The organism is Rhizobium mongolense USDA 1844, from assembly GCF_000419765.1.
GTDB classification, from domain to species: Bacteria; Pseudomonadota; Alphaproteobacteria; order Rhizobiales; family Rhizobiaceae; genus Rhizobium; species Rhizobium mongolense.
The window spans coordinates 354,329-379,064 of sequence record NZ_ATTQ01000002.1 but is presented as its reverse complement, the minus strand read 5'-3'; the positions used below and the strand labels follow the sequence as shown (position 1 = coordinate 379,064).

The window sequence follows — 24,736 nt, the reverse complement described above, 5'->3', positions numbered from 1 at the left end:
AGAACTACAAAAAATTATCCATATTATCCGCGCATCAACGGCATTCTTCGCAAAAATTGCATAAACTTGAGTAGAAGCATCGCCGATAGCATGCCCATCAAGATAAAATCAGCAAAATTCAACCTTTCGACGTGTTGAGTACAATAGTTAATACCATGATGCGAATTTTTACAGTCTTAAACGGCTGGCAGATGAATCACCGGGGCGATAATTGACTTCTTGAGGCTTCATCCGTATAAGCCGCCGCACGTTCGGTCACTTCGGTCTTTGGCCTCGCCCGTTCGAAAAACAACGCTCCTTGCAATATGCAAATTCAAGAAGGGCCGCACTCCGCGGTGTTTAAATAAATGAAGCGTACCTACCAACCATCGAAGCTTGTCCGCAAGCGCCGCCACGGTTTCCGTGCGCGTATGGCTACCAAGGGCGGCCGCAAGGTCATCGTTGCCCGCCGCGCGCGTGGCCGCAAGCGTCTTTCGGCCTAAGGCCGGATTGCCCGATAACAGATGGCGGGCGAATTGACGACCACTGAAAAAAACACTGCAGGGCGGTTGAAAAGCCGCCCGCAGTTTCTTGCTGTCCGCAACGGCGAAAAGCGCAAGGGTGGCCTCTTCCTGCTCGAGGTTCTCGACCGGAAAGAGCCCGAAACCGAAGCCCGCGTCGGCTTCACCGTCACAAAAAAACATGGCAACGCGGTCGAACGGAACCGCATGCGACGCCGCCTCAAAGAGGCGGTGCGACTTCATGTGGGGTTTGCAATGCAGCCCGGACACGACTATGTGGTTGTCGCGCGAAGAGACTGCCTGACGGCGTCCTTCAAGGAATTGAGCGCGGAGCTTAAGGCACGCGTCGAAAGCAAGCCGAAACACAGGCGATCCTCCCACGGACGCCCCAGGAACGTATGATGCAAAACAACCGCAATTATTTCATTGCGATCGCTCTCTCGGTGCTGATCGTTCTCGGCTGGCAGTTTCTTTACATGAACCCGCGCATCGAGGCTCAGCGCAAGGCGCAGGAAGCCCAAAAAGCGCAGCAGCAGAGCGAGCAAACACAGGCTCCTGCTGCAGGCGGCCAGCCCGCACCGCAAACAAGTGGCGCCGCGCCGACCGGCCAGGCCGCCGCGACCGCAACGCGCGAGGAAGCGCTTGCTAAGGCGCCGCGCATCGCCATCGACACGGAAGCGCTCTCTGGCTCCGTCAACCTGGCAGGTGCCCGCCTCGACGACCTGAAGCTCAAGGGTTATCACGAGACGGTCGACAAGAGCAGCCCGATCATTACGCTTTTTTCGCCGGCTGACACCAAGGACGGCTACTTTACCGAACTCGGCTATATCGGCAGCGACCAGACCGGAGCAGTTCCCGGTCCGTCGACCGTATGGACGGCGCCGGAAGGCGCCAAGCTCACCGACAAGTCCCCGGTGACGCTGACCTACACCAATGACAAGGGCCTGACCTTTGCGCGTACGATTTCGGTCGACGACCGCTACATGTTCACCGTCACGGACAAGGTGACGAACAGCGGAAGTACGCCGGCTTCCATTTCGTCCTACGGGCGCGTTACCCGCTACAACAAGCCGACGACGCCCTCCGTCTACGTCCTGCACGAGGGCTTCATCGGCGTCATCGGCGACGGCCTGGTCGAGAGCAAGTACTCTGCCGTCGAGAAAGAAGCCGTCACCCCCGCCAAATCCACCGGCGGCTGGCTTGGCATCACCGACAAGTACTGGGCCGCAACGATCGTGCCGCCGCAGAAATCGGCTTATGAAGCCCGCTTCTCGCATTTCACCGATGGCCAGCCACGCTATCAGGCCGACTATAAGGAAGACGCAGTAACCGTTGCTCCCGGACAGTCGATCGAGCTCAAGAACCTCGTCTTTGCCGGCGCCAAGGAAGTTCCGGTCATCGACGGCTACGAGGCCTCCTACCAAATCCCGCGCTTCGACCGGCTGATCGACTGGGGCTGGTTCTATTTCATCACCAAGCCGATGTTCAAGCTGATGGATTTCTTCTTCCGCTACTTCGGCAATTTCGGCGTCGCGATCCTGCTGACGACAATCGTCGTCAAGGGGCTGTTCTTCCCGCTCGCCAGCAAGCAGTACGCCTCGATGGCGAACATGAAGCGCGTGCAGCCGAAGATGGAAGAGCTCAAAGCCAAATTCGGCGACGACCGAATGGGCCTTCAGCAGGCGATGATGCAGCTCTACAAGGAAGAGAAGATCAATCCGATTGCCGGCTGCTGGCCGATCGCCTTGCAGATCCCGGTCTTCTTCGCGCTCTACAAGGTCATCTATATCACGATCGAAATGCGGCATGCGCCGTTCTTCGGCTGGATTCAGGACCTCTCGGCCCCCGATCCGACCACGATCGTCAACCTCTTCGGTCTGCTCCCCTTCGAAGCGCCCGCCCTCCTGCATCTCGGCGTATGGCCGCTGATCATGGGTGTTACGATGTTCGTGCAGATGCGCATGAACCCGACGCCGCCCGACCCAACGCAGGCGATGATCTTCAACTGGATGCCGCTGGTCTTTACCTTCATGCTGGCAAGCTTCCCGGCCGGCCTCGTCATCTACTGGGCCTGGAACAATACGCTCTCCGTTATTCAGCAGGGGGTAATCATGCGCCGCCACGGTGTGAAGATCGAGCTCTTCGACAATCTCAAGGGCTTGTTCCGGCGAAAACCGGCGCCATCGAAATGAACGAGGAAGCCTCGCTTCGGCGGGGCTTTTTCTTTTCGGCAACCTGTTTCCAATGAGGGCGCATCGGGGACCGTTGGTTGACAAAATCATGCGAAACCTGAATGCCGTATGCGCAATGGATTAGGACGCGCTGGAAAAGCGGAATGACGCAAAACAACGAAAAGCCACTCTTCGGGCGGCCGTGGATCTTCATCCGCGGCGTGCCTTCCATGAAGTTCCTGCCACCGGAAGGGCCGCTGGAAGTGGCCTTCGCCGGGCGCTCGAATGTCGGCAAGTCGTCGCTCATCAATGCGCTTGTCGGACATAAGGGACTGGCGCGTACCTCGAATACGCCGGGCCGGACGCAGGAGCTGAACTACTTCGTTCCGGAGGGTTATTCCGGCGAAGGCGGCGACCTGCCGCCGATGGCGCTCGTCGATATGCCGGGCTACGGTTATGCGCAAGCGCCGAAAGACCAGGTCGACGCCTGGACGAAACTCGTGTTCGATTATCTGCGCGGCCGCGCTACGCTGAAGCGCGTCTACGTGCTTATCGACAGCCGTCATGGCATCAAGAAGAACGACGATGACGTTCTGAGCCTGCTCGACAAGGCCGCCGTTTCCTACCAGATTGTTCTCACCAAAACCGACAAGATCAAGCCGCCCGCGGTCGCCAAGCTGCTCGCGGAAACGGCAGAGAAGATCAAAAAGCGTCCGGCGGCCTTCCCATTCGTTATTGCCACCTCTTCCGAGAAGAGCGAGGGATTGGATGAGTTGCGCCAAGCCATTGCCGAAACGGTCGAGATCAAAAACTGGAACTGAGGGGAGGCGCCCGCAGGCGCCTCCCCTCCTTCGTCCATAAATCCATCACGTCTTAGGCAGAAGCACTTTGTCAACGACATGGATTACGCCGTTCGACTGCTTGACGTCGGCGATCGTCACGCGTGCTGTGCCTCCCCTTTCATCGGTCAGCGTGATCTTGCCCATGCTTTCCTTGGCTTTCAGCACGCAGCCGCCCACCGTCTTGATGTCGTGTTCGCCGCCATCGTCCTTGATCATTTTGGCGACGGTCTTCGCCATCGCATCTGCCGCAACCACGTGGCAGGTCAGCACCTTGACGAGCGCGGCCTTGTTTTCCGGCTTGAGAAGCGTCTCGACCGTGCCCTTCGGCAGGGCGGCGAAAGCCTCGTTCGTCGGCGCGAAAACAGTGAACGGACCTTTGCCTTCGAGCGTGCCGACGAGACCGCCGGCCTTCACCGCCGCGACCAGGGTGGTGTGGTCCTTCGAGTTGACGGCATTGTCGATGATGTTCTTCGTCGGGAACATCGGAGCGCCACCCACCATGGGGTTGGCGGCCTGCACAGCAAAAGCGATTGCGGATACGGCAGTGGCAAGCGCAATGGTGCGCAAAGCTGACTTCATCATGACCATTCTCCTCACGTCCGGCGCCGGTTCGCGTGCGGAATGCCTCGGCCCGCCCGGACATCGAGATGTACGAGGCGATGCAGAAAGAGTTTCAGACGAGACGATTTTTTAGCGGCGATGCGTGGTGCCACTGGCGACAACCGGTCCTGTCGGTGCACCGGTCGTCGAACCACCAAAAGGCTCAAGGCTGACGGCGAGCGTCGTACCGTCGGCAATGCCGCCGCGCAGATCGGCAGGAACAACAAGCTCGCCATCTTCATCCGAGTGGAAAATGCCGAGCGACTTTGGAGTGCCGCTTGCCGGCACCAGCCAGAGCTCCAGTGATTTATTCTCAGCCCCGCCCGCCGCAACAGGCACGATGCGGAGGCGGCCGCTTTGGGCGTCGTAAGAGGCAAGCAGATTGACCTGGCTGTCGGCGGACGACAATTCGGCAAACAGTGGCGATTGACCTTTCGGCGGTGGAACGTTGCCGGAGGCGAAAATTATGGCACCGATCGCAACGACCAGCGAAGCGAAGGTCAGCGAGCGCCAGAAGACCGCGGAATTCCAAAGGCCGCGCGAGAAGGACCGCGAAAGCTCCGGTTCGCCGAAAAGGCGTGCCTCGATCTGCTTGAACGTCTCCCGGCCCGGGCTCGCGGCCACTTCATAATCGTCGTTGAAAGCAGAGAGGTTCGTTTCCCAGCGGCTGACGATTGCGGCAAACTGGCGGTCCCGGCGCATGCGCTCCTCGACCACCCGGCGATCCTGAAACGAAAGAACACCAAGCACGTACTCGCCGGCGAGCACTTCATCACGGGAACGGCCTCCCTTGCTTTGATCCGGCGATGTCATCGCTCCATGCACTCTCTCAGCTTCAAAAGGCTGCGCCGCAGCCATGTCCGCATGGTGTTCAGCGGAACGCCAAACTGATCGGCAAGTTCCTGATAGCTTAGTCCTTCGACATAGGCCTTCTTCACCGCCTGCGCCCGATCAGCTTCCAACTCTTCCATGCAGGTGTCAATCCGCCTTCCTTCATCAGACAACACGGCCTGCTTTTCCGGGTCGAGGCCAGGATCGGGAAGATCGTATTCACCGTTCAACTCGTCGGCGACAGGCTTTCGCGCCCGCATCATATCGATCGCCTGGTTGCGGGCAATCGCCGCGAGCCAGGAGGACGGCGTACCTTGGTTGGCCACGAAAGCCCCGGCGCGCTGCCAGATCTTTGCATAAACCTCCTGCAACGCTTCCTCGGCTTCAACACGATCGTTCAGGATACGCAGGCATATGGAGAAAAGTTTCGGGCTCGTCTCCTTGTAGAGATCGGCGAAAGCCTTCCGGTCGGCCATGGCGATGCGGCCTATCAATTGCGCGATTTCCTCGCTCGTCATGCCGCGGCCCGTCTATCTTTGACACGATGCCAATAAACGGCGGCCGGCTCAAATTGACAAGAGGCGGAGCAACTAATGCGCAGGGCATTATTCCATCTGTCAAAAACTTGAGATAAAAGGCCGCGATCTATTCTGCGGGGTATGCCATGAACCAGTCCGAAAGCGAAACCCAAGCACGCCTTCTCGCACAGGCGCTGCCTTTCATGCAGCGTTACGAGAACAAGACAATAGTCGTCAAATACGGCGGCCATGCCATGGGCAATCCCGAGCTCGGCAAGGCCTTCGCCAGCGACATCGCGCTTTTGAAGCAATCCGGCGTCAATCCGATCGTCGTCCACGGCGGCGGACCACAGATCGGCGCGATGTTGACGAAGATGGGCATCGAATCGAAGTTCGAAGGCGGTCTTCGCGTCACCGACGCCAAGACCGTCGAGATCGTCGAGATGGTGCTTGCCGGCTCCATCAACAAGGAGATCGTGGCACTCATCAACCAGACGGGCGAATGGGCGATCGGGCTCTGCGGCAAGGACGGCAACATGGTCTTTGCCGAAAAGGCGCAAAAGAAGATCAAGGACCCGGATTCGAACATCGAGCGCGTGCTCGATCTCGGCTTCGTCGGCGAGGTCGTCGAAGTCGACCGTACGCTGCTCGACCTGCTCGCCCGTTCGGAAATGATCCCGGTCATCGCCCCGGTCGCGCCCGGCCGCGACGGCGCAACCTACAACATCAATGCCGACACCTTCGCAGGCGCCATCGCTGGCGCACTGAATGCCACGCGCCTGCTCTTCCTGACGGACGTTCCCGGCGTGCTCGACAAGCAGGGCAACCTCATCAAGGAGCTCTCGGTTTCGCAAGCGCACGCGCTGATCGCCGACGGCACGATTTCCGGCGGCATGATCCCGAAGGTCGAAACCTGCATCGACGCGATCAAGGCCGGCGTCCAGGGCGTCGTCATCCTGAACGGCACGACGGCCCATTCCGTGCTGCTCGAAATCTTCACCGAACACGGCGCCGGAACGCTGATCGTTCCGTGATTCAAGCTTGGCCCGCGGCGGCGAAGACCGCCTCGGCTGCCTCCTTCAGCTTTTCCATCATTGCGCGGTAAGGTCCCGGCCCATAACTGACACGGCCGACGCCGAGCTTTGCCAACGTCCTCACATCCGGCACGCCTTGGCGCATCATGATGTTGACCGGCAGCGTAACCGCTTCGCACACTCGGCGGATCAGGTCCTGGTTCGACAATCCCGGCGCAAAAAAGCCGCTGGCGCCAGCCTCTGCATAGGCGGCTGCCCGCTCGATCGCCTCGTCCACCAGCGGGACATGCCGGTCGGGATCGGAGAACTTGAGAAACAGGTCGGTGCGGGCATTGATGAAGAACGGAATGCCCTTAGCCTCGGCCATCTCGCGGATGGCGCGGATGCGTGCGGCCTGCTGATCGATCGGATGCAGCCCGCTGCCGCCAACCACCTGGTCCTCGAAATTGATGCCGACGGCGCCTGCATCAATCAGCATGGCGGCGTTGGCAGCGGCTCCCGCTTTCTCGGTCGAATAGGCGCCCTCGAAATCGACGGAGAGAGGCAAGTCGTTGGCCGCAGTGATCGACCGCACCGTTGCGACAAGCGCTTCCAGCGGGATTTTTTCGCCGTCCGCATAGCCTTGCGCCGCAGCAACCGACCAGCTGCCGGTCGCGAGCGCCTTGGCGCCTGCATCGCTGACAGCCTTCCCGGTGCCAGCATCCCAGATATTATAGAGGACGACCGGATTGCCCTTCTGATGCAATGCGCCGAACGCCTTCGCCTTTTCCGCCTGGTTCATAGAACGTCCTCCTCAAACAGACCCTTTGGGCCGCATTTTCCTTCGTGCCTCAAAAGCCATTGCTTGCGCCACAGCCCGCCGCCATAACCGGTCAGTGATCCGTCTGCGCCGACCACGCGATGGCAGGGGATGACGATGGCAAGCTGGTTTGCGCCGTTGGCGCGGCCGACCGCGCGCACCATCTGCGGGTTTTCCATTTCCCTGGCCAGATCACCATAGGTGCGTCTTTCTCCGACAGGAATTTCCCGAAGCTTCGCCCAGACCGCCCGCTCGAAGGGGGTACTGTCGCCGAGCGCCAAAGGGGTTTTGAAGTTCGCGGATTTCCCCTCGAAATAGGCTCGCAGCTCGGCATCGATCTGCTCGATCGCAGGCGTTCTCCCGGCGGCAACCGAGGAGCGCGTCTTGCGCTGCAGGTTTTCCAGCTCAGCCTGAAGCGCCTTCCGATCGTGGAACTCCAGAAGATGCAGATGCGTCTGATCGGCCACCGCGACCATCGGCCCGAGCGGCGTTTCAAACCAGTCTGCGAAAAGCAGCTCGCGATTTTGCGACATGGCAGGCGCCTTGCCGATCAACCGCTGAAACGCGGCGCGAAACCCGCTGCCCGACTCATAACCCGCATCCAGCTGGACATCGATGACGCGGGCGCCGCTCGCAAGCTGCCTTGCTGCCTCGCCGAGTCGGCGGTAGCGGGCGATGTCTAGGAATGTCATGCCCAGCGATCGTTTGAACGCGCGCCGCACGGTGGAGGGATCGTAACCCTTGCGGACGAGATCGTCCTCGGTCCAGCGCGCCGCCGGAGCGCAGTCGAGCGCTTCCAGCAGTTCGTCGACGATCGGTTCCTTGCCCGCCTGTTCCAGCGGCTTGCAGCGCCGGCAGGGCCGGAAGCCGGACTGCATGCAGGTGGCGATGGAATCGTAGAAGAGCGTGTTCTCCCGTTTCGGCTTGCGTGCGGGGCAGGTCAACCGGCAGAAGACGCCGGTCGTTCTCACGCAGACATAGGCAAGCCCCTCGTAATCGGAGCTGCGGGCGATCAGCGCATCATAAAGCGTGTCTTCATTGGGAAGATCGAAAAGCATGGGATCCTTTTATCATCCCTTCCCTTTTCCGTCCGTCGAAAATCGGGCGCCTATTTTTTTGTTCGGCAATTTCCTTGGCTCATGCCATAACGCCGCCATGACCAAGATAGATCGCACTCCGACCAAAGCCGATTTTGCGCATGTGACAGAATGGGTTTTCGACCTCGACAACACGCTTTATCCGCATCACGTCAATCTCTTCGCGCAGATCGACAAAAACATGACGGCCTATGTCTCGGCGCTTCTCCAGATGGAGCGGGACGAGGCGCGCAAGCTGCAGAAGCAATATTATCTCGATCACGGCACGACGCTGCAGGGTCTGATGATCCATCACGGCGTCGACCCGAACGACTTTCTGGAAAAGGCCCATGCCATCGACTATTCGAGCCTCACGGCTCAACCCGAATTGGGTGCGGCGATCAAGGCACTTCCGGGCCGCAAGTTCATCTTCACCAACGGCAGCGTCAAACATGCCGAAATGACGGCCGGTGCGCTCGGCATTCTCGAACATTTCGACGACATCTTCGACATTGTCGCAGCCGAATTCGTGCCGAAGCCGGCGCAGGTTACCTATGACAAGTTCATGGCACTGAAACGCGTCGAAACGGTCAAGGCGGCCATGTTCGAGGACCTGCCGCGCAACCTTGTGGTTCCAAAGGCGCTCGGCATGCAGACTGTGCTGCTCGTGCCGAACAATCTTGAGGAAACCGTCGTCGAGTGGTGGGAACAAACGAGCGGCGACGAGGACCATGTCGATTTCGTCACCGACGATCTGGCAGCGTTTCTGGCAAGGGTTGTGGACTAGATTACGAAGATTTCATTCAGCTTGCCAATGTTTAATTGGTCAAATTGACGCATCGGTCCTAGCCTTCGAGCGCGATCTCCAGCGAGATTGCGAACGCGAAAGGAAATACGATGTCTCGGAACAAGCTGATACTGATCGCACTTTCCTCCGTCATGATCGTCGGTGCTGCAGCCGGCGCCAGCTTTGCCGCTCCAGGCGACAAGGCCCGCCAACCACCGCGCCGGATGATGGGCGACGGGATGCGCGCTGAAGCAATGCGCGAGGTTGCCTTTGTGCGCATGTTGAAGCAGTTCGACACCAACAAGGACGGCCAGATTTCCAAACAGGAAGCCCAGGACGGCATCGAGAAGGTCTTTGCCGCGATCGATACGAACAACGACGGGGCGCTGACGCCGGGCGAAATCCGCAAGCACCGTGAAGCCCAGATGGTGGACCGCAAGGCACCGGATGACCAAATGGGCGCCAATGACGACGCCATGCCCAACGCTCCGCAGACGGCCGACAACGGTGACCAGCCGACGATACCGAAGCGCGCCGACCATGACCGCGGCGATCGCGGCCGCGGCGACAAGCGCTGGGGGATGCGCGACGGTGGCAGGATGATGTTCACCTCGATGATGCGCCGCATGGACACCGACGAGAACGGCCAGATCTCCAAGCACGAAGCCGAGGCCGCCTTCGACAAGTTTTTCATCCGCATGGATCGCAACAAGGACGGCGTGATCTCGATCGATGACATGCCTAATCGGCCGTTCCTGTAAGCAAGGACTTACCTCTATTGAAGTCCGTCGCACGTCGTGGCGAGTGTTCTATTCCTGATGCTCATAGAAATCCTGGATGATCTTCCAGGCAGCATCTGCCGTATCGACGAAGCTGATCAGCTTCACGTCGTCAGGTGCGATCGTCCCGAATTCGGCAAGTGCGTCGAAATTGACGATGCTTCGCCAGAACTTCTCGCCGAAGAGAATGAGCGGCATCTTTTCCATGCGTCCCGTCTGGATCAACGTCAGGCATTCGAAGAATTCGTCGAGGGTTCCAAAGCCGCCCGGGAACACCGCAATCGCTTTCGCGCGTACCATGAAATGCATCTTGCGGATCGCGAAATAGTGGAAGTTGAAGCTGAGCTCCGGCGTCACATAGGCGTTCGGGGCCTGCTCGTGCGGCAGCACGATATTGAGTCCGATCGAGGGCGCGCCTTCGTCGGCTGCTCCGCGGTTGCCCGCCTCCATCACGCCCGGGCCGCCGCCGGTGACGATCACATATTCATGGAAATCGAAACCAGCGGAATATTTCGAGCAGAGCCGGGCGAACTTGCGTGCTTCGTCATAATAGATGGACGCCGCCTCCAGGTTGGCGCGCTGCATGTCGTTGCGGGCTGCCCATGCACTCTGGCCTGGGGCCGGAATACGCGCGCCGCCGAACATGACGACGGTGGATTTGATGCCGCGTTCCGTCAACATCATCTCGACCTTCAAAAGTTCAAGCTGGAGACGGATCGGCCGCAGCTCCTCGCGGCACAGAAAATCGTCGTCGGCATAGGCCAGGCGATAGGAAGGAGAAAGCGTTTGCGGCGTCTTCGGCACGGCCAGTGCGCGGTGCCTGTCGATCTCGCTCGACTTCAGCGGAGCCCAGACTTTGTCCTTGCGCCTGAGCTTGCCGTTTTTTCCCTTCGCCATTTCAGAATGCCCTTCAAAATGCCGGCAACACTTGCCGGGTATGTCTATAACGCCTTGAATACAGAAACGATCTCGTTCGAAAAATCATTCCATTTTAGCCGCTCATGCGATAGAGCAGATCGCATCCCGCCGATCACAATTCCCGGAGACTTCCTAGTCTTCAGGATAAAGCTCGAAGTTTAAGGAATTCTCATGAGCGCCACCGACCTCGCATCCCTCGAAAAGACCATCGAAGCTGCCTTCGACAACCGCGACAACGTGAACGCGTCGACGAAAGGCGAAGTTCGCGAAGCCGTGGAAGCAGCGCTCGAGCTTCTCGACGGTGGCAAGGCTCGCGTCGCCGAACGCGGCGCCGATGGCGTCTGGACGGTCAATCAGTGGCTCAAGAAAGCCGTACTGCTTTCCTTCCGCCTGAACGACATGGAAGTTGTCAAGGGCGGCTCCGGCAATTCCACCTGGTGGGACAAGGTGCCTTCCAAGTTCGAAGGCTGGGGCGAGAACCAGTATCGCGCCGCGGGCTTCCGGGCCGTTCCGAACTGCGTCGTCCGCCGCTCTGCCTATATCGCCAGGAACGTCGTGCTGATGCCTTCCTTCGTCAATCTCGGGGCCCATGTCGGTGAAGGCACGATGGTCGACACTTGGGCGACGGTCGGCTCCTGCGCCCAGATCGGCAAGCATGTGCATCTTTCCGGCGGCGTCGGCATCGGCGGCGTGCTGGAACCGATGCAGGCCGGCCCGACGATCATCGAAGACAACTGCTTCATCGGCGCCCGCTCGGAAGTCGTCGAAGGCTGCATCATCCGCGAGGGCTCAGTTCTCGGCATGGGCGTCTATATCGGCAAGTCAACCAAGATCGTCGATCGCGCCACCGGCGAAGTCATGTATGGCGAAGTACCGCCCTACTCCGTTGTCGTTGCGGGTTCGATGTCGAGCGGCAACAAGACCATGGCAAACGGCCAACCGGCACCGCATCTCTATTGCGCCGTCATTGTCAAACGCGTCGACGAGCAGACCCGCTCGAAGACCGGCATCAATGAATTGCTGCGCGACTAAGCTTTGAGTGACAGCCGGATTCCGATCCGGTAAACAAACGGCGTTCTTTTCAGCGAGGCGGTTGGCCGCCTTGCCATGTCTTTGCCATTCCCGCCGGATAATTCGACCCTCATGACCGCCACCGATCCCGTCGCCAATCTCCAGACGCTCATCCGCTGCCCCTCCGTGACGCCTGCCGAAGGCGGCGCACTTTCTGCGCTCGACGCCATGCTTTCGCCGCTGGGCTTTAAGGTGGACAAGGTGAAGGCGACGGAAGCCGGCACGCCCGACATCGAAAACCTCTACGCCCGCCTGGGCAGTGATGGCCCGCACCTGATGTTTGCGGGACACACGGACGTCGTGCCGGTTGGCGACGAAGCCGCCTGGACGCATCCCCCCTTCGCCGCCGAAATTTCGGGCGGCGAACTCTTCGGTCGTGGTGCAGTCGACATGAAGGGCGGGATCGCATGCTTCGTGGCAGCCGTTTCCCGGTACGTCGAAAAACACGGCAATCCGAAGGGCTCGATTTCCTTGCTGATCACCGGCGACGAGGAAGGCCCCGCCATCAACGGCACGATCAAGCTCCTGCAATGGGCGGCAGAACGGGGCGAGCGCTGGGATGCCTGCCTCGTCGGCGAGCCGACCAATCCAGATACGCTCGGCGACATGATCAAGATCGGCCGCCGCGGTTCGCTCTCCGGCAGGATCACTGTCCACGGCGTTCAGGGTCACGCCGCCTATCCGCATCTCGCGGATAATCCGGTGCGCGGCATGCTGCAGCTCACGAGCGCGCTGATGGATCCCCCATTCGACAACGGAACCGAAAACTTCCAGCCGTCGAACCTCGAGGTGACGACCATCGATGTCGGCAATCCGGCCACCAACGTCATTCCGGCGAAGGCAGCGGCAAGCTTCAACATCCGCTTCAACGACACCTGGACGGCCGACACGCTGCAGGCGGAAATCATCCGCCGTCTTGAAGCGGCCGCCAAGAATGGCGCCCTGCGCCCTGGCCGCGAGGCGGTAAGATATGACATTGCCTGGGCCGATCGTCCGAGCCATGTCTTCCTCACTCGCAACAACGCACTGATTGCATCACTTTCCTCTGCCGTCGAGAGCATTGCCGGCAAGGCCCCGAAGCTTTCGACCACCGGCGGCACGTCGGATGCGCGTTTCATCAAGGACTATTGCCCGGTCGTCGAATTCGGGCTGGTCGGACAGACCATGCACATGGTCGACGAACGCGTTGCTGTTTCCGATCTCGAGACGCTGACCCAGATCTACGAAACCTTCATCGAGCGATGGTTCGCAAATGCCGGGGCTTAGGGAGGTTCAATACTATCTGTCGGGTTTGTGGCTGCTGATCCGTATGGACACGCGGGGCTTCCGGTTTCTCGATATGTCGGACCGCGGCGTCAACCGCTCCTTCTGGGCGATGGCCTGGTGCCTGCCGCCGATGGGCATTTCGTGGCTCTGGTGGCGTCAGGCCTTCCTGCAGTCGATGCCGCCGCATGTCGAAGTCGGCCTTCCCTTCTATTTCCGTTTGGGCCTGGTCGAAATCGCCAATTGGTTCGTGCCGCTGGTGCTTGCCGGACTGTTGCTGTTTGCCTTCCGCATGGGCGATCGCTTTGCCGCCGTGGTCGTCAGCATCAACTGGCTCGGTGTGCCGCTTTCCTACATCAACGGCCTGCTGCTGGCGCTGGTCTTCTTCATTCCCGGCGCCATAAGCCTCGTGTCGATCCTGCTTCTGGTCTTCATGATGGCGCAGGTCTTCATGCTTGCAAGGATTTTGCGGATGATCTTTCACGGCCACGGGCTGATGGTCGGGGCGCTGACGCTGGCGCTGCTGGTGCCGACCATGATCCTCGCCGAATATCTTCAGCGCTTCCTCGGCATTTATCCGGTTTAGATCAACGCTCTGGTATGAGCCGGGTCACGACAGATCGTCATCGCCATTTTCTTGCGTCCGCTTGCGCCGATCGGTGATCACCGCCGGATAATCGACCTGCATGAAATAAAGTCCTTCGGGCGGAGCAACCGGACCGCAGGCCTTGCGGTCACGCGCCTCGAGGGCGGCACGCACATCCTCCGGCGTCCATTTTCCTTCTCCGGCAAGCTTCAGCGTTCCGGCAAAGGAGCGGATCTGATTGTGCAGGAAACTCTGTGCCGTTGCGCGGATTTCGATGAGCTCGCCGTTCCGCGTCACGTCGAGCCGGTCGAGTGTGCGGACCGGGCTGTTTGCCTGGCAATGCGCGGAACGGAAGGTGGAAAAGTCATGCCTGCCGACGAGGATCTGGGCGGCCTGGTGCATCACCTCATGATCGAGCACCTTCGGCACCCACCAGGCCTTGCCCGCCTCGAGCGCCAGCGGCGCCCGGCGGTTGATGATGCGGTAGAGATAGTGCCGCCGCTCGGCGGAAAAGCGGGCATCGAAGAACTCGCCAACCACCTGCACCTCCAAAATGGACACGCGCTCGCCCGCCAGCTTCAGATGCGCATTCAGCGCGTTCTGCAACTTGAACGCCGACCATTCCTTTAAAAGATCGGCATGGATCACTTGACCCATCGCATGCACGCCGGAATCGGTACGCCCGGCGCCACGGATCGACACGGTCTCGCCGCTTAACGACAGGATCGCAGCTTCGATCGCCCCCTGCACGGAGGGGCCGTTTTCCTGTCGCTGCCAGCCGACATAGGGTCCGCCGTCATATTCGACTGACATCCGGTAGCGCGGCATCAGGCAAGCCTCGTGCCGCGCGCAAGCGGCGTGCCGCGCAGGAAATCCGCCGCCGCAAGCGGCTTGCCGCCGGCCTTCTGCAATCTGGTCAGCCGAACCGCTCCGGATGCGCAGGCGATAACCAGCTCATCCGTCAGCACTTCGCCGGCAGGTCCGTGCCCGTCCGCAAGTTCCGAACCCAGCACCTTCACCCGCTCCGGATTGCCGCCAATCTCGACTTCGACCCAGGCCCCGGGAACCGGCGAAAGTCCGCGGATATGATTGTGAACGTCCCTTGCATCCCTGCCGAAATCGATCCGCGTCTCGCCCTTGTCGATCTTCGTGGCATAGAGGACGCCCTCTTGCGGCTGCGGCGTCAGCGGTAGGTCGCCCATTTCGAGCTTTACCATCGCTTCGCCGATCGACTTGGCGCCGACATGCTTCAGTTGGTCGTGCAATTCGCCGGCCGTCATGTTCGGGCCGATCTCGACCTCGCGGGTCAACGCGACGGGGCCGGTATCCAGCCCCTTGTCCATCTTCATCACCATCATGCCGGTCTTTTCGTCGCCTGCCATGATCGCTCTCTGGATGGGTGCTGCGCCGCGCCAACGCGGCAGCAGCGAGGCATGGCCATTGTAGCAGCCATTGCGCGTTCCGTTCAAAATCGCCTCCGGCAGCAGCAGTCCATAGGCAACGACAACCGCCACATCCGCGTTGAGCGCCCGGAAGCGCTCCCGTTCTTCCGGCTCCTTGAAATTGACCGGCGTGAAGACGGGCAGGCCGAGCAGTTCGGCGGCCTGATGCACCGGCGACTTCTGCAGGTCAAGTCCGCGCCGTCCGCCCGGCCGCGGCGGCTGCGTATAGACCGCAATAATCCGATGCCCCGCATCCACCAGTGTGCGCAGGGTCGGAACCGAGAACTCAGGCGTTCCCATGAAAATGATGCGAAACGACATTCTCTCTCGCCAGGTTTTAGGATCAGCCGTCTTCAAACGGGTTTACGAGCCTGAGATCAAGCCCTTCGAAATCTTTTATGTCGCGTGTCGCCAGCGTCGCTCCGTGAGATGGTGGCGATCATAGCGTCCTGGATCGATATCGGCCGCCCTTTGCACTCACGCTTTGCCCGCAGACGGCCCGTTGCAATCGCGGCATGGTGATCAAGGGCGAGTATCTTGTTCCGATAAGCTCCAAGCAGGCTGGCGAATTTGTCGATGTAACGCTTCGATTTCGTTCGGAGCCAGAAAAGCTCGGCAGCGTAGGACTGCTCCATCGCGACAATTTCGCAGAGGTAAAGGTCAGATTTACCTGCCTTGTCATCCATGTTTTGACGCGCTCGCTTGGAGCAGGCTTTGCTACCTCCGAAATGATATTGGTATCAAGGACGATCACTCGAGATCCTCGATGGGTCGGCCGAAATCACGCTTTCGGTCCGCTTCAATCTCATCCATGATTTTCGCGAACGCCTCGGCCTCGTCGTCGTTCTCCGGCCCGAGGATTGAACGCAGACTGTCCCATGCCGTTAGATCGTCATCATTTGCAACAGGTTCTTCGGCGATCATGCCTTCTTGTACAAGGCGCTTGGCTTCGTCGGAAAGACTGCAACCCCATTGCTCGGCACGCACAGAGATGTTCCGCTTCATCGCATCGGAAATATCCCGCATCCGAAGATCGCCCATACGGCACCTCCTTTACGATATCAGCGATATCATCATGCGCTTGCGTCCATAGCTTCAACGCAACTCAGAGAGCCTTCGCCGACTTCGCCGCCTTCGTGAACTTCTTGATCACCATTTCCCGCTTCAGCCGCGAAATATAATCGATGAAGAGCACGCCGTTCAGATGGTCGATCTCGTGCTGAAGGCAAGTGGCGAGGAGGCCGTCGGCCTCAACGGTCTGCTCCTTGCCGTCACGGTCGAGATATTCGACGCTGACGGTCGCCGGACGCTCAACCTCGGCATAATAGTCCGGAATGGAAAGGCAGCCCTCTTCGTAGACCGATCGCTCGTCGGAAGATCTGACGATCTTCGGATTGATAAAGACCTGCGGCTGCTTTTCCTCGCCCTCCCGCGAAACGTCGATCACCAGTATCCGGCGCGGCACGCCGACCTGGATTGCGGCCAGGCCAATGCCCGGTGCGTCATACATCGTTTCCAGCATATCGTCGGCAAGACGCTTGAGATCGGCATCGACCCGCTCGATCGGTTTGGAAACCTGGCGGAGGACGGGATCTGGAAGAATGATAAGTGGCTTGATGGTCATCGCGTTCCCATAACCTATCTTTTCCAGCTAGGGAATTATCCTGAAACTCCGGAAAGTGCTTTTTTGCGCAGCCCTGCGGAATTTGGTCAGGCTGCACGGCGGGATGCCGGCGCCTGATGCTCCTGCGAGCGGATATTGAAGTGCTGCAGCAGCGCCACGAGGTTATCCACCGCCGCGCGCAGGTGACGGCTCTCTGCCGAGGTATGTTCTACCATGCTTGAGTTCTGCTGCGTGATCGTGTCCATGTTGCGGATCGCAATGCTGACTTCGTTTACCCCTGTCGCCTGATCACGCGCTGCCGCTGCGATATCGGCGACGAAGCGGTTGATGATGTTGATACGGCTGATCATATCGCTAAGTGCCTCTCCGGTGCTGCTGACGATGCCGACGCCCTCATTCACCTGTATGGAACTTTCCGAGATCAGATTCTTGATCTCCTTGGCCGCGTCGGCAGTGCGCTGCGCGAGCTGGCGCACTTCCTGGGCGACAACTGCGAAACCCTTGCCCGCCTCGCCGGCACGCGCGGCCTCGACGCCGGCGTTAAGGGCCAGAAGGTTCGTCTGGAAGGCGATTTCGTCAATGACGCCGATGATCTTGGCAATCTCGGCGGACGACTTCTCGATACCCGCCATGGCCGACACCGCGCTTGTCACGAGCTCACCAGAACTCTTCGCCTTCTCCTGCGTCTCGCGCACCGCACCGGATGCTTTCTCGGCATTTGCTGCGGTCTGGCCAACGCTGACAGAGAGCTGCTGGAGCGCAGCAGAACTCTCCTCAATGCCGGCCGCCTGTTGCGCCGTGCGCATCGCCAGATCGTTGGTCGCCTTGGAAATCACGTCGGTGCCGCTCAAAATTTCACCGGAACTGCTACGCACCGATGCGAATGAGGCGCGTAGCGCCGCCGCGGCGCGGTTATAGTCCTCCGCCATGTGCCGGAAATTGCCCGGCAGGTCCGCCGGCAGTGTTGCTTCGAGATCGCCCTTGGAAAGAGCTTCCAATCCGCGGCGCAGATGCTCGAGCGCAATCGCCTGATCGGCTTCTGCCTTGGCACGCTCCTCTTCATGCTTGCGCCGCTTCTCTTCCAGCGCATCGAGATAGACGGAAATTGAATAGTCCATGTCGAGCATACTGGCCTTGATGACCGAGGCGAGCTTTTCGGCAAGCGCCTTGCCCTGCTGGCGGCCGAAGCGTGACGGCCACTGCTTTTCCATGATGCCTTTGACGAGTTCTGCCATGACGATCGCATAACCGCCGATATACCAGCGCGGTTCAAGGCCAATGCGGGCATGCGCCCTGCCGACGGCGGTGACGCCGTTCACGTAGCTCTCGTCGAAATTGCCGCCGGCAAGGTTCGCCCAGTGATCCTCCTGGCGTTTCTTGGCCTGGCCGACATGCGTTTTGTCAGAAAAGAAGGCGGCCACCGCGGGCGTCCTGGCGATCTTGCCATAAAACTTGTCCAGCGCGCCGCCGATCAGTTCACCGATGACCGGGCGCAGTTCGCGTATCGTCTTTCTCGCCTCGCTGTCGAGTTCGATGAAATCAAGGCGCTGCTTGAGTGCGTTTTCGGATTGCTGAGTGGTCATACTGTATTTCTGTCCTGGCGCATGGTGCGATAGAGGTCTCTTCAGAACCGACAATTCAAAAATATAGTTGAGTATCCGTTAAAATCAGGCGGCGATCTTCAGGAGCTTCGTGCCGCAGTGCTGCGGCACTTGCCCCCGAAATTGCGCTGTGGATCTGTTCACGTTTTGATCTAGCCATCGCCGGCGGGTTTGTTATTGTGCGCGAATGAACAATGTTGCCGAATCGCTGACAATTTCGATCGCCGGGCTCAGCCCGGCCGTCCTCGCCCTTGCCGGTGGCGCTGTCGCTGTCGTTGTCGTGGCGCTCGTGTTCCTGCTGGTCGGGAACAGCAGCCTGCGGCGCGAACAGGATGAGGAGGCAGCGATCCGGGCCGCGGAAGCCGATGCCCGCATGGCCGAGCTGCTGAAGATTCAGGCCGAGATGCAGGGACGCATTTCGACCATGGCTGAGGTCTTCGGAACGCGTCAGGCCGAACTCAACCAGGCTATCGGTCAGCGCCTCGACGGCATGTCACAGCGTGTCAGCACGACGATCAGCGAACAGACGAAATCGACGCACGAGAACCTTCAGCGCCTGCAAGAGCGGCTCGCGGTCATCGATGCAGCTCAGAACAATATCCAGACGCTGGCAAAGGATGTCGTCGGGCTTCAGGCTATCCTCTCCAACAAGCAAACGCGCGGCGCATTCGGCCAGTCTCGTATGGAGACCATCGTCGCCGACGGTCTGCCGATGGGCGCCTATGCTTTCCAGCAAACGCTTTCAAACGGCTCGCGGCCGGACTGCACCGTGCGCATGCCGAACGGTGCGCCGCCGCTGGTCATCGATGCCAAGTTTCCTCTCGAAGCCTGGAATGCCATTCGCGACGCGGGCACGGCGGACGCAACCAAGCTTGCCTCGCAGCAATTCCGCCGCGATATGGAAATCCATGTCCGCGATATATCGGAGAAGTATCTTATCCAGGGTGAGACGCAGGATACGGCTTTTCTCTTCGTTCCTTCGGAATCGATCTTCGCTGAAATTCATGAGAACTTCGAGCCGATCGTCCAGAAGGCGCATCGTTCCCGCGTCGTCATTGTTTCGCCCTCGCTGCTGATGCTGTCGATCCAGGTCATCCAGGCCGTTTTGAAGGATCAGCGCATGCAGGCGCAGGCGCACGTCATCCAGGGCGAGGTAGCGATCCTGATGGATGATCTCGGGCGGCTCGATGAGCGCGTGCGCAAACTGCAGACTCATTTTTCCCAGGCACAGCGGGATGTTGATCAGATCATCACGTCCACTGACAAACTCTCCAAACGCGGCGCAAAAATCGAAGCGCTGGAATTCGAGGGCGCAGAAGCGCTCAAGGCGGAACGTGAAAGCGGACCTCCGGCGAAGTCGGTCGAAAGCCGCACCGGCCTTCTCAAACTGAGGGTGGTTGACGAAGAGTGAGCCCATCGGGCAGTGTCCGTCACCATGAGAAGCATGACAGGACACCCTTTATGATCACAGTTTTCGGCTCCATCAACATGGACCTCATCGCCACGACCGATCGCCTGCCAAAGCCCGGCGAAACGGTGGCCGGCAACGGTTTTGCAACGGCGGCGGGCGGCAAGGGAGCCAACCAGGCATTAGCAGCGCGACGCGCCGGCTGCGTGGTCCATATGGTGGGCGCAGTCGGCAGGGATGAATTCGCTGCACCGGCGCTCATGCTGCTCGATCAGGCGGGCATCCGCCTTGCAGGCGTCAAGCATGTCGATGGACCCACCGGTACGGCGCTGATCCTTGTTGGTGGAGACGGCGAGAACATGATCGCCGTCGTGCCGGGCGCAAACGGGACCATCGCGGCCGAAGATGCCGATGCGGCGATCGGCGCCATGAGCAAGGGCGATACCCTGATGCTGCAGTTCGAGGTGCCCGCCCCGGCAGTCGAGCGTGCGCTGGCCGCAGCCAAGGTCAAGGGCGTCACGACCGTCCTCAACCTCGCCCCGCTCATTGCGGACGCCCCGCGGCTTGGACGTCTCGCCGATATCGTCATTGCCAACGAGACGGAGTTCGAGCGGCTTGCTGGCCAGGACAACATGAACCCGGCTGATCGCGAAACGGCGTTGAGAAGGCTGCACGGAGAGACTGGACAGACGTTGATCGTGACGCTCGGCGCCGACGGCGTGATCGCAATCCGCGATGGCGTTCTTACACGAGCGAAAGGACTGAAGATCGAGCCGGTGGATACCGTCGGGGCAGGCGATACATTCTGCGGCTACTTTGCCGCAAGCCTGGATGAAGGCCTCGATTTCGAAGCTTCGCTGCGCCGGGCCGCCGTCGCCGGCTCGCTTGCCTGCCTCAAGGCCGGAGCACAGCCATCCATTCCCCTGTCCGCCGACGTCGCAAACAAGATATAGCCTTTTCTATTTTGACCGGACACTCGAAGAAATATGAATCAACTCAATATATTAGCGGAATGAATCGGTATAGTTTCATTCAAATTTAAGAGATTTCCGGCGATCTTTCTTTTGATCGCCAGGCTTTTCTTAAAGGGCCCCGGCAACGTCACGGCTGCTCCATGACGGCGCGGCATTTCCTCCCCGTGCCGGAGAATGCGACTCCGGTGCGGCGCCCCTGCCGAGGAACCCATGTCCATCTTCCGCATGAAGTCGCTTGCCGCAAAGCTCATCCTCATTACAGGCGCGGCCATCGCGCTTGTCCTACTGGTTTCCAACTTCTTCCTGATTGGCCAGACCCGCGATCGCGTACATGCGTTGACGATGGACCAAGCCAACCTCGAAGCGAAATCAATCGCCAACGAGATCGCCGCGAATGTCGGCGAGCTGGCGAGCGCCGCGCGCTCGATGTCGGGCGTCCTCGGTCGCGGTCACGAAGGCAAGACCTTCGACCGAAAGGGCATCATTAACATCCTGAAGGCCAACCTCGAGCAGAATACCTTCGCCTTCGGAAGCTGGTTCTGCGAACAGCTCGGCGCCTTTGACGGCAAAACAGCCGAGATCGCCGACAACCTCGATGAGGGCACGAACAAGAATGGCGCCTTTACGCCCTACTGGTCGAAGACAAGGGATGGCGCCATCCAGTTTTCGACCTTCGACAACGACTATACCGCCGAATGGTGGAAACTTGCCGCCGACACCTCTAAGGGCGCCATCACTTCACCCTATCTTGCCGAAGGCACCGACGTTCCGACGTTGCTGACTTCCATCGCCTATCCGGTCATGTCCGGCGGCAAGATGATTGGAGTCGAAGGCGTCGACATCTCGCTCAAGTCCCTCACCGACAAACTGCTGGCATTGCAACCCTTCGGTTCGGGCCGTGTCACTCTCGTTGCGCAAAACGGCAACTGGATCGTGGCGCCGACGAAGGAACTGATGTCGAAACCCTACGGCAACGGCAAAGGCGCGGCCGAAGTTAAGACAGCGCTGGCCTCGATGACCCCGAGTGTGGTTCGCAACCTTAACTTTGATGGCCATGAACCTTTCGATCGCGTCGTCTATCCGTTTGCCGTACCGGATCTTCATGCCACCTGGGTCGTACTCGTCGATGTTCCCCACAGCGCCATCAATGCACCGGTGCGAGATCAAACCTTCATGATGATCGCCGGTGGCATTGTTGTTCTTGGTGCCGTCATGCTGGCTCTCTATTTTGCCGTCCGCTCCCTGGTGCAAAAGCCTCTCGGCTTGCTCGTTGCAAGTGTCAAGGCACTCAGCGACGGCAGGTATGAAGAGCCGGTCACTGGCCAGGAGCGCGCAGACGAGATCGGTTCCGTCGCCCAGGCCCTCGAAGGGTTCCGGTTTGCGCTTGCCGATACGCAGCGGCTCCAGGCAGAGGCCGACAATCAGCGCAGTGCCGCAGAAGCCGAACGCAGCCGCTCGGAAAGCGAGCGGCAGGAGTCTGTCGCGCTGCAACGCCAGATCGTTTCCATCGTCGGCGCCGGGCTCTCAGAACTATCGCAGGGCAACCTCGGTCATCGCCTCACGGAGGAGTTCCCCGGCGAATACGCCAAACTGAAGCAGGATTTCAACGCTGCGCTAGCCAGCCTTAAAGAGACGATCAACACGATGAACCTCAGCGTCGTGAACATTGGCTCCGGCACCAGCGAAATCAGCAATAGCGCCTCGGACCTTGCCAAGCGCACGGAACAGCAGGCGGCAAGCCTGGAAGAAACCGCCGCCGCGCTCAACGAGCTGACCGCTCAGGTCAATTCAAGTGCCGAGAATGCCCGCACGGCTGCAGAAAACGTCAATCTCGCCTGTGAAGATGCGGAAAAATCCGGCGAGGTGGTGCAGAAAGCAATCGCCTCCATGCACGGCATCGAACAGTCATCGACGGAAGTCTCGCGCATCATCGGCGTCATCGACGAAATCGCTTTCCAGACGAACCTGCTGGCACTCAATGCCGGCGTCGAGGCGGCGCGCGCTGGTGAAGCGGGCAAGGGCTTCGCTGTGGTTGCTCAGGAAGTCCGTGAGCTGGCGCAACGCTCTGCAACTGCAGCCAAGGAGATCAAGACGCTCATCAACACCTCGGCCATCCAGGTCAAGGAAGGCGTCGACCTCGTCGGCCGCGCTGGCGGTACGCTGCATAAGATCGCCGAACAGGTGATGGGCATCAACGGTCTCATCCGCCAGATCTCCGTCTCGGCGAGCGAACAGGCGATCGGCCTTAAGGAAATTAACCAGGCCATGAACCAGATGGACCAGGTGACCCAACAGAATGCAGCAATGGTGGAAGAGGCGACAGCCGCCAGTGTTGCGCTGAACGACGAGGCGCAGACGCTGAAAGCGCTGGTCCTTCGCTTCCATGTGTCAGGTCAGGGGAACGCCACGGCGCTGCGCTCGACGGCGCAGCAGATGCGCACCCCGACGCCGGCCTACCGTTCCCCGGCTCCCGCGCCGCGCCGCCCTGCGCCACAGTCGAACAGTTCGGCTGCCGTTGTTCAGGACAACTGGGAAGAGTTCTGAGGCGCAAGTCTTCACACGTGAAAAGAGGCATCCGACAATCGGGCGCCTCTTTCATTTCAGATGATCGTCTGCCGCTCAGGCAGCGTTCGATGCTTGCTCTTCATTGAGGAAAGCGTAGATCGCCGATGCGGAATCTGTGGCACGCAGCTTCGCGACGAGATCGTGATCGCGAAGCACGCGCGCAATGCGCGACAACGCCTTCAGATGGTCGGCGCCCGCCCCTTCCGGAGCGAGAAGCAGAAACACCAGGTCGACCGGCTGGTCGTCCAGCGCTTCGAAATCGACCGGACTTTCCAGCCGTGCGAAGACGCCGACAATCGAGCGGACGCTTGCGAGCTTGCCGTGCGGAATGGCGATGCCATTGCCGACGCCCGTCGAGCCGAGACGCTCGCGCTGCAGAACGACGTCGAAAATTTCCCGCTCGGAAAGGCCGGTGATCTTGGAGGCCTTTGCCGCCAACTCCTGAAGCAACTGTTTCTTCGAATTTACCTTTAGGGCGGGAATGATCGCATCTTGGTGCAGCAGATCTGCCAATGCCATTTCTTTTTCCTTCTGTCGCCGAAACCGGATGATTGGGAGAGCGGCGTGGCTACCGCTCATCGCCCGGATGTCAGCTCTTGATATTGGCGGCGTCGATCCAGCCAATATTACCGTCATGCCTGCGGTAAACGATGTTCAAATGTTCCTTGCCCGGGCTGCGGAACAAAAGCAGTGGCTCATCCGTCATATCGAGCGCCATGACGGCAGTCGCAACGGACATGGTCTTCAACTGCTTCGTGCTCTCGGCAACAATTACCGGGGCGAAATCGTCGGGGACCTCGTCTTCATGATCCGGGACAGCGTCCATGACCGTATAGGCGACTTCCGTACCGTTCAGATGGTTTCCGGCATGATGATCCTTGAGCTTGCGCTTGTAGCGGCGCAGACGCTTTTCGATGCGCTCCGAAGCGGCATCGAATGCAAGCTGTGGGTCCATCGCTTCGCCTGCCGCATGCAGCACCACCCCGCTATCAAGATGGAGCTTGCAATCCGCAGAGAACCGCGAACTCGATTTCTCCACAATCACCTGACCGGAATATCCCCCGTCGAAGTATTTCGTGATGGCCATGTCCATTTGGTCCTCGATCCTTTGACGGAACGAGTCCCCAATTTCCATATGTTTACCGGATACACGCACACTCATGGAGTTTCCCTTCTTATAGTGGTTTGCGGTACCAGTTTACGCCAAGGCCAGACCTCATCCAAGCACTTCACGCAAACTCAAGCAATATCGGCTTAAGTCGTGTGCTTCAATCGCCCTGAGGATGATGGGGATAAGTCCAAACGCTGTTGGCAGCGCCAACTGCGGCGGGCTTCTAGCGGCAGACT

At 59.7% G+C, this 24,736-nt stretch carries 26 protein-coding genes and 1 pseudogene; 13 read left to right on the top strand and 14 right to left on the bottom strand.

All coding sequences use genetic code 11. The annotated features are described in order from the left end of the window. The first annotated feature begins 347 nt into the window (after window positions 1–347). The 4 genes from rpmH (at window position 348) to yihA (ending at window position 3,492) form a co-directional block, all read left to right on the top strand. A complete protein-coding gene (rpmH, locus tag A3C3_RS0105020) occupies window positions 348–482 on the top strand; it encodes a 50S ribosomal protein L34 (RefSeq protein ID WP_016552555.1) in 135 nt (44 codons plus the stop codon). A 21-nt stretch (window positions 483–503) separates the two neighbouring features. Further along, window positions 504–902: a ribonuclease P protein component gene (gene rnpA, locus A3C3_RS0105015; RefSeq protein WP_022713525.1), complete on the top strand. Its 399-nt coding sequence runs from the start codon at window positions 504–506 to the stop codon at window positions 900–902. Further along, window positions 902–2,692: a membrane protein insertase YidC gene (gene yidC, locus A3C3_RS0105010; RefSeq protein WP_022713524.1), complete on the top strand. Its 1,791-nt coding sequence runs from the start codon at window positions 902–904 to the stop codon at window positions 2,690–2,692. Before rnpA ends, yidC begins: the two co-directional genes overlap by 1 nt. A 143-nt stretch (window positions 2,693–2,835) precedes the next feature. After that, on the top strand, window positions 2,836–3,492 hold the full coding sequence (yihA, locus tag A3C3_RS0105005; RefSeq protein WP_022713523.1) for a ribosome biogenesis GTP-binding protein YihA/YsxC: 657 nt from the start codon (window positions 2,836–2,838) through the stop codon (window positions 3,490–3,492). A gap of 45 nt (window positions 3,493–3,537) precedes the next feature. On the opposite strand, the gene A3C3_RS0105000 is transcribed toward yihA, so the two are convergent. The 3 genes from A3C3_RS0105000 to A3C3_RS0104990 form a co-directional block, all read right to left on the bottom strand. Beyond that, a complete protein-coding gene (locus tag A3C3_RS0105000; protein ID WP_022713522.1) occupies window positions 3,538–4,095 on the bottom strand; it encodes a fasciclin domain-containing protein in 558 nt (185 codons plus the stop codon). A gap of 108 nt (window positions 4,096–4,203) precedes the next feature. Continuing rightward, window positions 4,204–4,926, bottom strand: coding sequence for an anti-sigma factor (locus A3C3_RS0104995; protein ID WP_022713521.1), 723 nt, complete (start codon window positions 4,924–4,926; stop codon window positions 4,204–4,206). Continuing rightward, window positions 4,923–5,462 carry a sigma-70 family RNA polymerase sigma factor gene (locus A3C3_RS0104990; RefSeq protein WP_022713520.1) on the bottom strand — a complete coding sequence of 180 codons (540 nt, stop codon included), beginning with the start codon at window positions 5,460–5,462 and terminating at the stop codon, window positions 4,923–4,925. The genes A3C3_RS0104995 and A3C3_RS0104990 overlap by 4 nt, the downstream gene beginning before the upstream one ends. 146 nt (window positions 5,463–5,608) lie before the next feature. Here A3C3_RS0104990 and argB point away from each other — a divergent pair, with 146 nt between their 5' ends. Beyond that, complete coding sequence (gene argB / locus A3C3_RS0104985; RefSeq protein WP_022713519.1) at window positions 5,609–6,496, top strand: acetylglutamate kinase; 888 nt, start codon at window positions 5,609–5,611, stop codon at window positions 6,494–6,496. 1 nt (window position 6,497) lies between these two features. Here argB and A3C3_RS0104980 read toward each other — a convergent pair whose 3' ends face one another. Both A3C3_RS0104980 and A3C3_RS0104975 read right to left on the bottom strand, forming a co-directional pair. Beyond that, window positions 6,498–7,277: an isocitrate lyase/PEP mutase family protein gene (locus A3C3_RS0104980; protein ID WP_022713518.1), complete on the bottom strand. Its 780-nt coding sequence runs from the start codon at window positions 7,275–7,277 to the stop codon at window positions 6,498–6,500. Continuing rightward, window positions 7,274–8,353: a bifunctional transcriptional activator/DNA repair enzyme AdaA gene (locus A3C3_RS0104975; RefSeq protein WP_022713517.1), complete on the bottom strand. Its 1,080-nt coding sequence runs from the start codon at window positions 8,351–8,353 to the stop codon at window positions 7,274–7,276. The genes A3C3_RS0104980 and A3C3_RS0104975 overlap by 4 nt, the downstream gene beginning before the upstream one ends. Before the next feature lie 97 nt (window positions 8,354–8,450). Here A3C3_RS0104975 and A3C3_RS0104970 point away from each other — a divergent pair, with 97 nt between their 5' ends. Beyond that, window positions 8,451–9,158: a pyrimidine 5'-nucleotidase gene (locus A3C3_RS0104970; RefSeq protein WP_028739415.1), complete on the top strand. Its 708-nt coding sequence runs from the start codon at window positions 8,451–8,453 to the stop codon at window positions 9,156–9,158. A 110-nt stretch (window positions 9,159–9,268) separates the two neighbouring features. Beyond that, window positions 9,269–9,919, top strand: coding sequence for an EF-hand domain-containing protein (locus A3C3_RS0104965; RefSeq protein WP_022713515.1), 651 nt, complete (start codon window positions 9,269–9,271; stop codon window positions 9,917–9,919). 48 nt (window positions 9,920–9,967) lie between these two features. Here A3C3_RS0104965 and A3C3_RS0104960 read toward each other — a convergent pair whose 3' ends face one another. Next, the gene (locus A3C3_RS0104960; RefSeq protein ID WP_022713514.1) at window positions 9,968–10,834 is read right to left on the bottom strand and encodes an LOG family protein; all 867 of its coding nucleotides are present in this window, start codon (window positions 10,832–10,834) and stop codon (window positions 9,968–9,970) included. Between the two features lie 192 nt (window positions 10,835–11,026). Between A3C3_RS0104960 and dapD the strand changes: the two genes are divergently transcribed. The 3 genes from dapD to A3C3_RS0104945 all read left to right on the top strand — a co-directional run bounded on the left by dapD (window position 11,027) and on the right by A3C3_RS0104945 (window position 13,775). After that, window positions 11,027–11,887, top strand: coding sequence for a 2,3,4,5-tetrahydropyridine-2,6-dicarboxylate N-succinyltransferase (gene dapD / locus A3C3_RS0104955; protein ID WP_022713513.1), 861 nt, complete (start codon window positions 11,027–11,029; stop codon window positions 11,885–11,887). A 111-nt stretch (window positions 11,888–11,998) separates the two neighbouring features. After that, window positions 11,999–13,192, top strand: coding sequence for a succinyl-diaminopimelate desuccinylase (dapE, locus tag A3C3_RS0104950; protein ID WP_022713512.1), 1,194 nt, complete (start codon window positions 11,999–12,001; stop codon window positions 13,190–13,192). Next, on the top strand, window positions 13,179–13,775 hold the full coding sequence (locus tag A3C3_RS0104945; RefSeq protein WP_022713511.1) for a hypothetical protein: 597 nt from the start codon (window positions 13,179–13,181) through the stop codon (window positions 13,773–13,775). Before dapE ends, A3C3_RS0104945 begins: the two co-directional genes overlap by 14 nt. A 24-nt stretch (window positions 13,776–13,799) precedes the next feature. On the opposite strand, the gene truA is transcribed toward A3C3_RS0104945, so the two are convergent. From truA to A3C3_RS0104915, 6 genes and pseudogenes are all read right to left on the bottom strand, one after another. After that, window positions 13,800–14,603 (bottom strand): tRNA pseudouridine(38-40) synthase TruA, encoded by an 804-nt coding sequence (gene truA, locus A3C3_RS0104940; protein WP_022713510.1) that lies wholly within the window; start codon window positions 14,601–14,603, stop codon window positions 13,800–13,802. Further along, entirely contained in the window at window positions 14,603–15,538 is a 936-nt protein-coding gene (gene fmt / locus A3C3_RS0104935) for a methionyl-tRNA formyltransferase (RefSeq protein ID WP_022713509.1), read from the bottom strand. Before fmt ends, truA begins: the two co-directional genes overlap by 1 nt. A 22-nt stretch (window positions 15,539–15,560) precedes the next feature. Then, window positions 15,561–15,971: pseudogene (locus A3C3_RS48095) on the bottom strand (PIN domain-containing protein). Further along, window positions 15,968–16,258 (bottom strand): plasmid stabilization protein, encoded by a 291-nt coding sequence (locus tag A3C3_RS0104925; protein ID WP_022713508.1) that lies wholly within the window; start codon window positions 16,256–16,258, stop codon window positions 15,968–15,970. Before A3C3_RS0104925 ends, A3C3_RS48095 begins: the two are co-directional and overlap by 4 nt. Before the next feature lie 64 nt (window positions 16,259–16,322). Then, window positions 16,323–16,841: a peptide deformylase gene (gene def / locus A3C3_RS0104920; protein WP_022713507.1), complete on the bottom strand. Its 519-nt coding sequence runs from the start codon at window positions 16,839–16,841 to the stop codon at window positions 16,323–16,325. A gap of 86 nt (window positions 16,842–16,927) precedes the next feature. After that, entirely contained in the window at window positions 16,928–18,424 is a 1,497-nt protein-coding gene (locus A3C3_RS0104915; protein ID WP_022713506.1) for a globin-coupled sensor protein, read from the bottom strand. Window positions 18,425–18,629: 205 nt separating this feature from the next. Here A3C3_RS0104915 and A3C3_RS0104910 point away from each other — a divergent pair, with 205 nt between their 5' ends. The 3 genes from A3C3_RS0104910 to A3C3_RS0104900 all read left to right on the top strand — a co-directional run bounded on the left by A3C3_RS0104910 (window position 18,630) and on the right by A3C3_RS0104900 (window position 23,368). Beyond that, window positions 18,630–19,853, top strand: a complete 1,224-nt coding sequence (locus tag A3C3_RS0104910) for a DNA recombination protein RmuC (protein WP_022713505.1) — start codon at window positions 18,630–18,632, stop codon at window positions 19,851–19,853. Between the two features lie 50 nt (window positions 19,854–19,903). Further along, window positions 19,904–20,803 carry a ribokinase gene (locus A3C3_RS0104905; RefSeq protein WP_022713504.1) on the top strand — a complete coding sequence of 300 codons (900 nt, stop codon included), beginning with the start codon at window positions 19,904–19,906 and terminating at the stop codon, window positions 20,801–20,803. A gap of 231 nt (window positions 20,804–21,034) precedes the next feature. Further along, window positions 21,035–23,368 (top strand): methyl-accepting chemotaxis protein, encoded by a 2,334-nt coding sequence (locus tag A3C3_RS0104900; protein ID WP_022713503.1) that lies wholly within the window; start codon window positions 21,035–21,037, stop codon window positions 23,366–23,368. A gap of 75 nt (window positions 23,369–23,443) precedes the next feature. Here the strand turns inward: A3C3_RS0104900 and ptsN are convergent, their stop codons facing one another. Both ptsN and hpf read right to left on the bottom strand, forming a co-directional pair. Next, the gene (ptsN, locus tag A3C3_RS0104895) at window positions 23,444–23,908 is read right to left on the bottom strand and encodes a PTS IIA-like nitrogen regulatory protein PtsN (RefSeq protein ID WP_022713502.1); all 465 of its coding nucleotides are present in this window, start codon (window positions 23,906–23,908) and stop codon (window positions 23,444–23,446) included. A 70-nt stretch (window positions 23,909–23,978) separates the two neighbouring features. Beyond that, window positions 23,979–24,551 carry a ribosome hibernation-promoting factor, HPF/YfiA family gene (hpf, locus tag A3C3_RS0104890; protein WP_022713501.1) on the bottom strand — a complete coding sequence of 191 codons (573 nt, stop codon included), beginning with the start codon at window positions 24,549–24,551 and terminating at the stop codon, window positions 23,979–23,981. Window positions 24,552–24,736 lie beyond the last annotated feature (185 nt).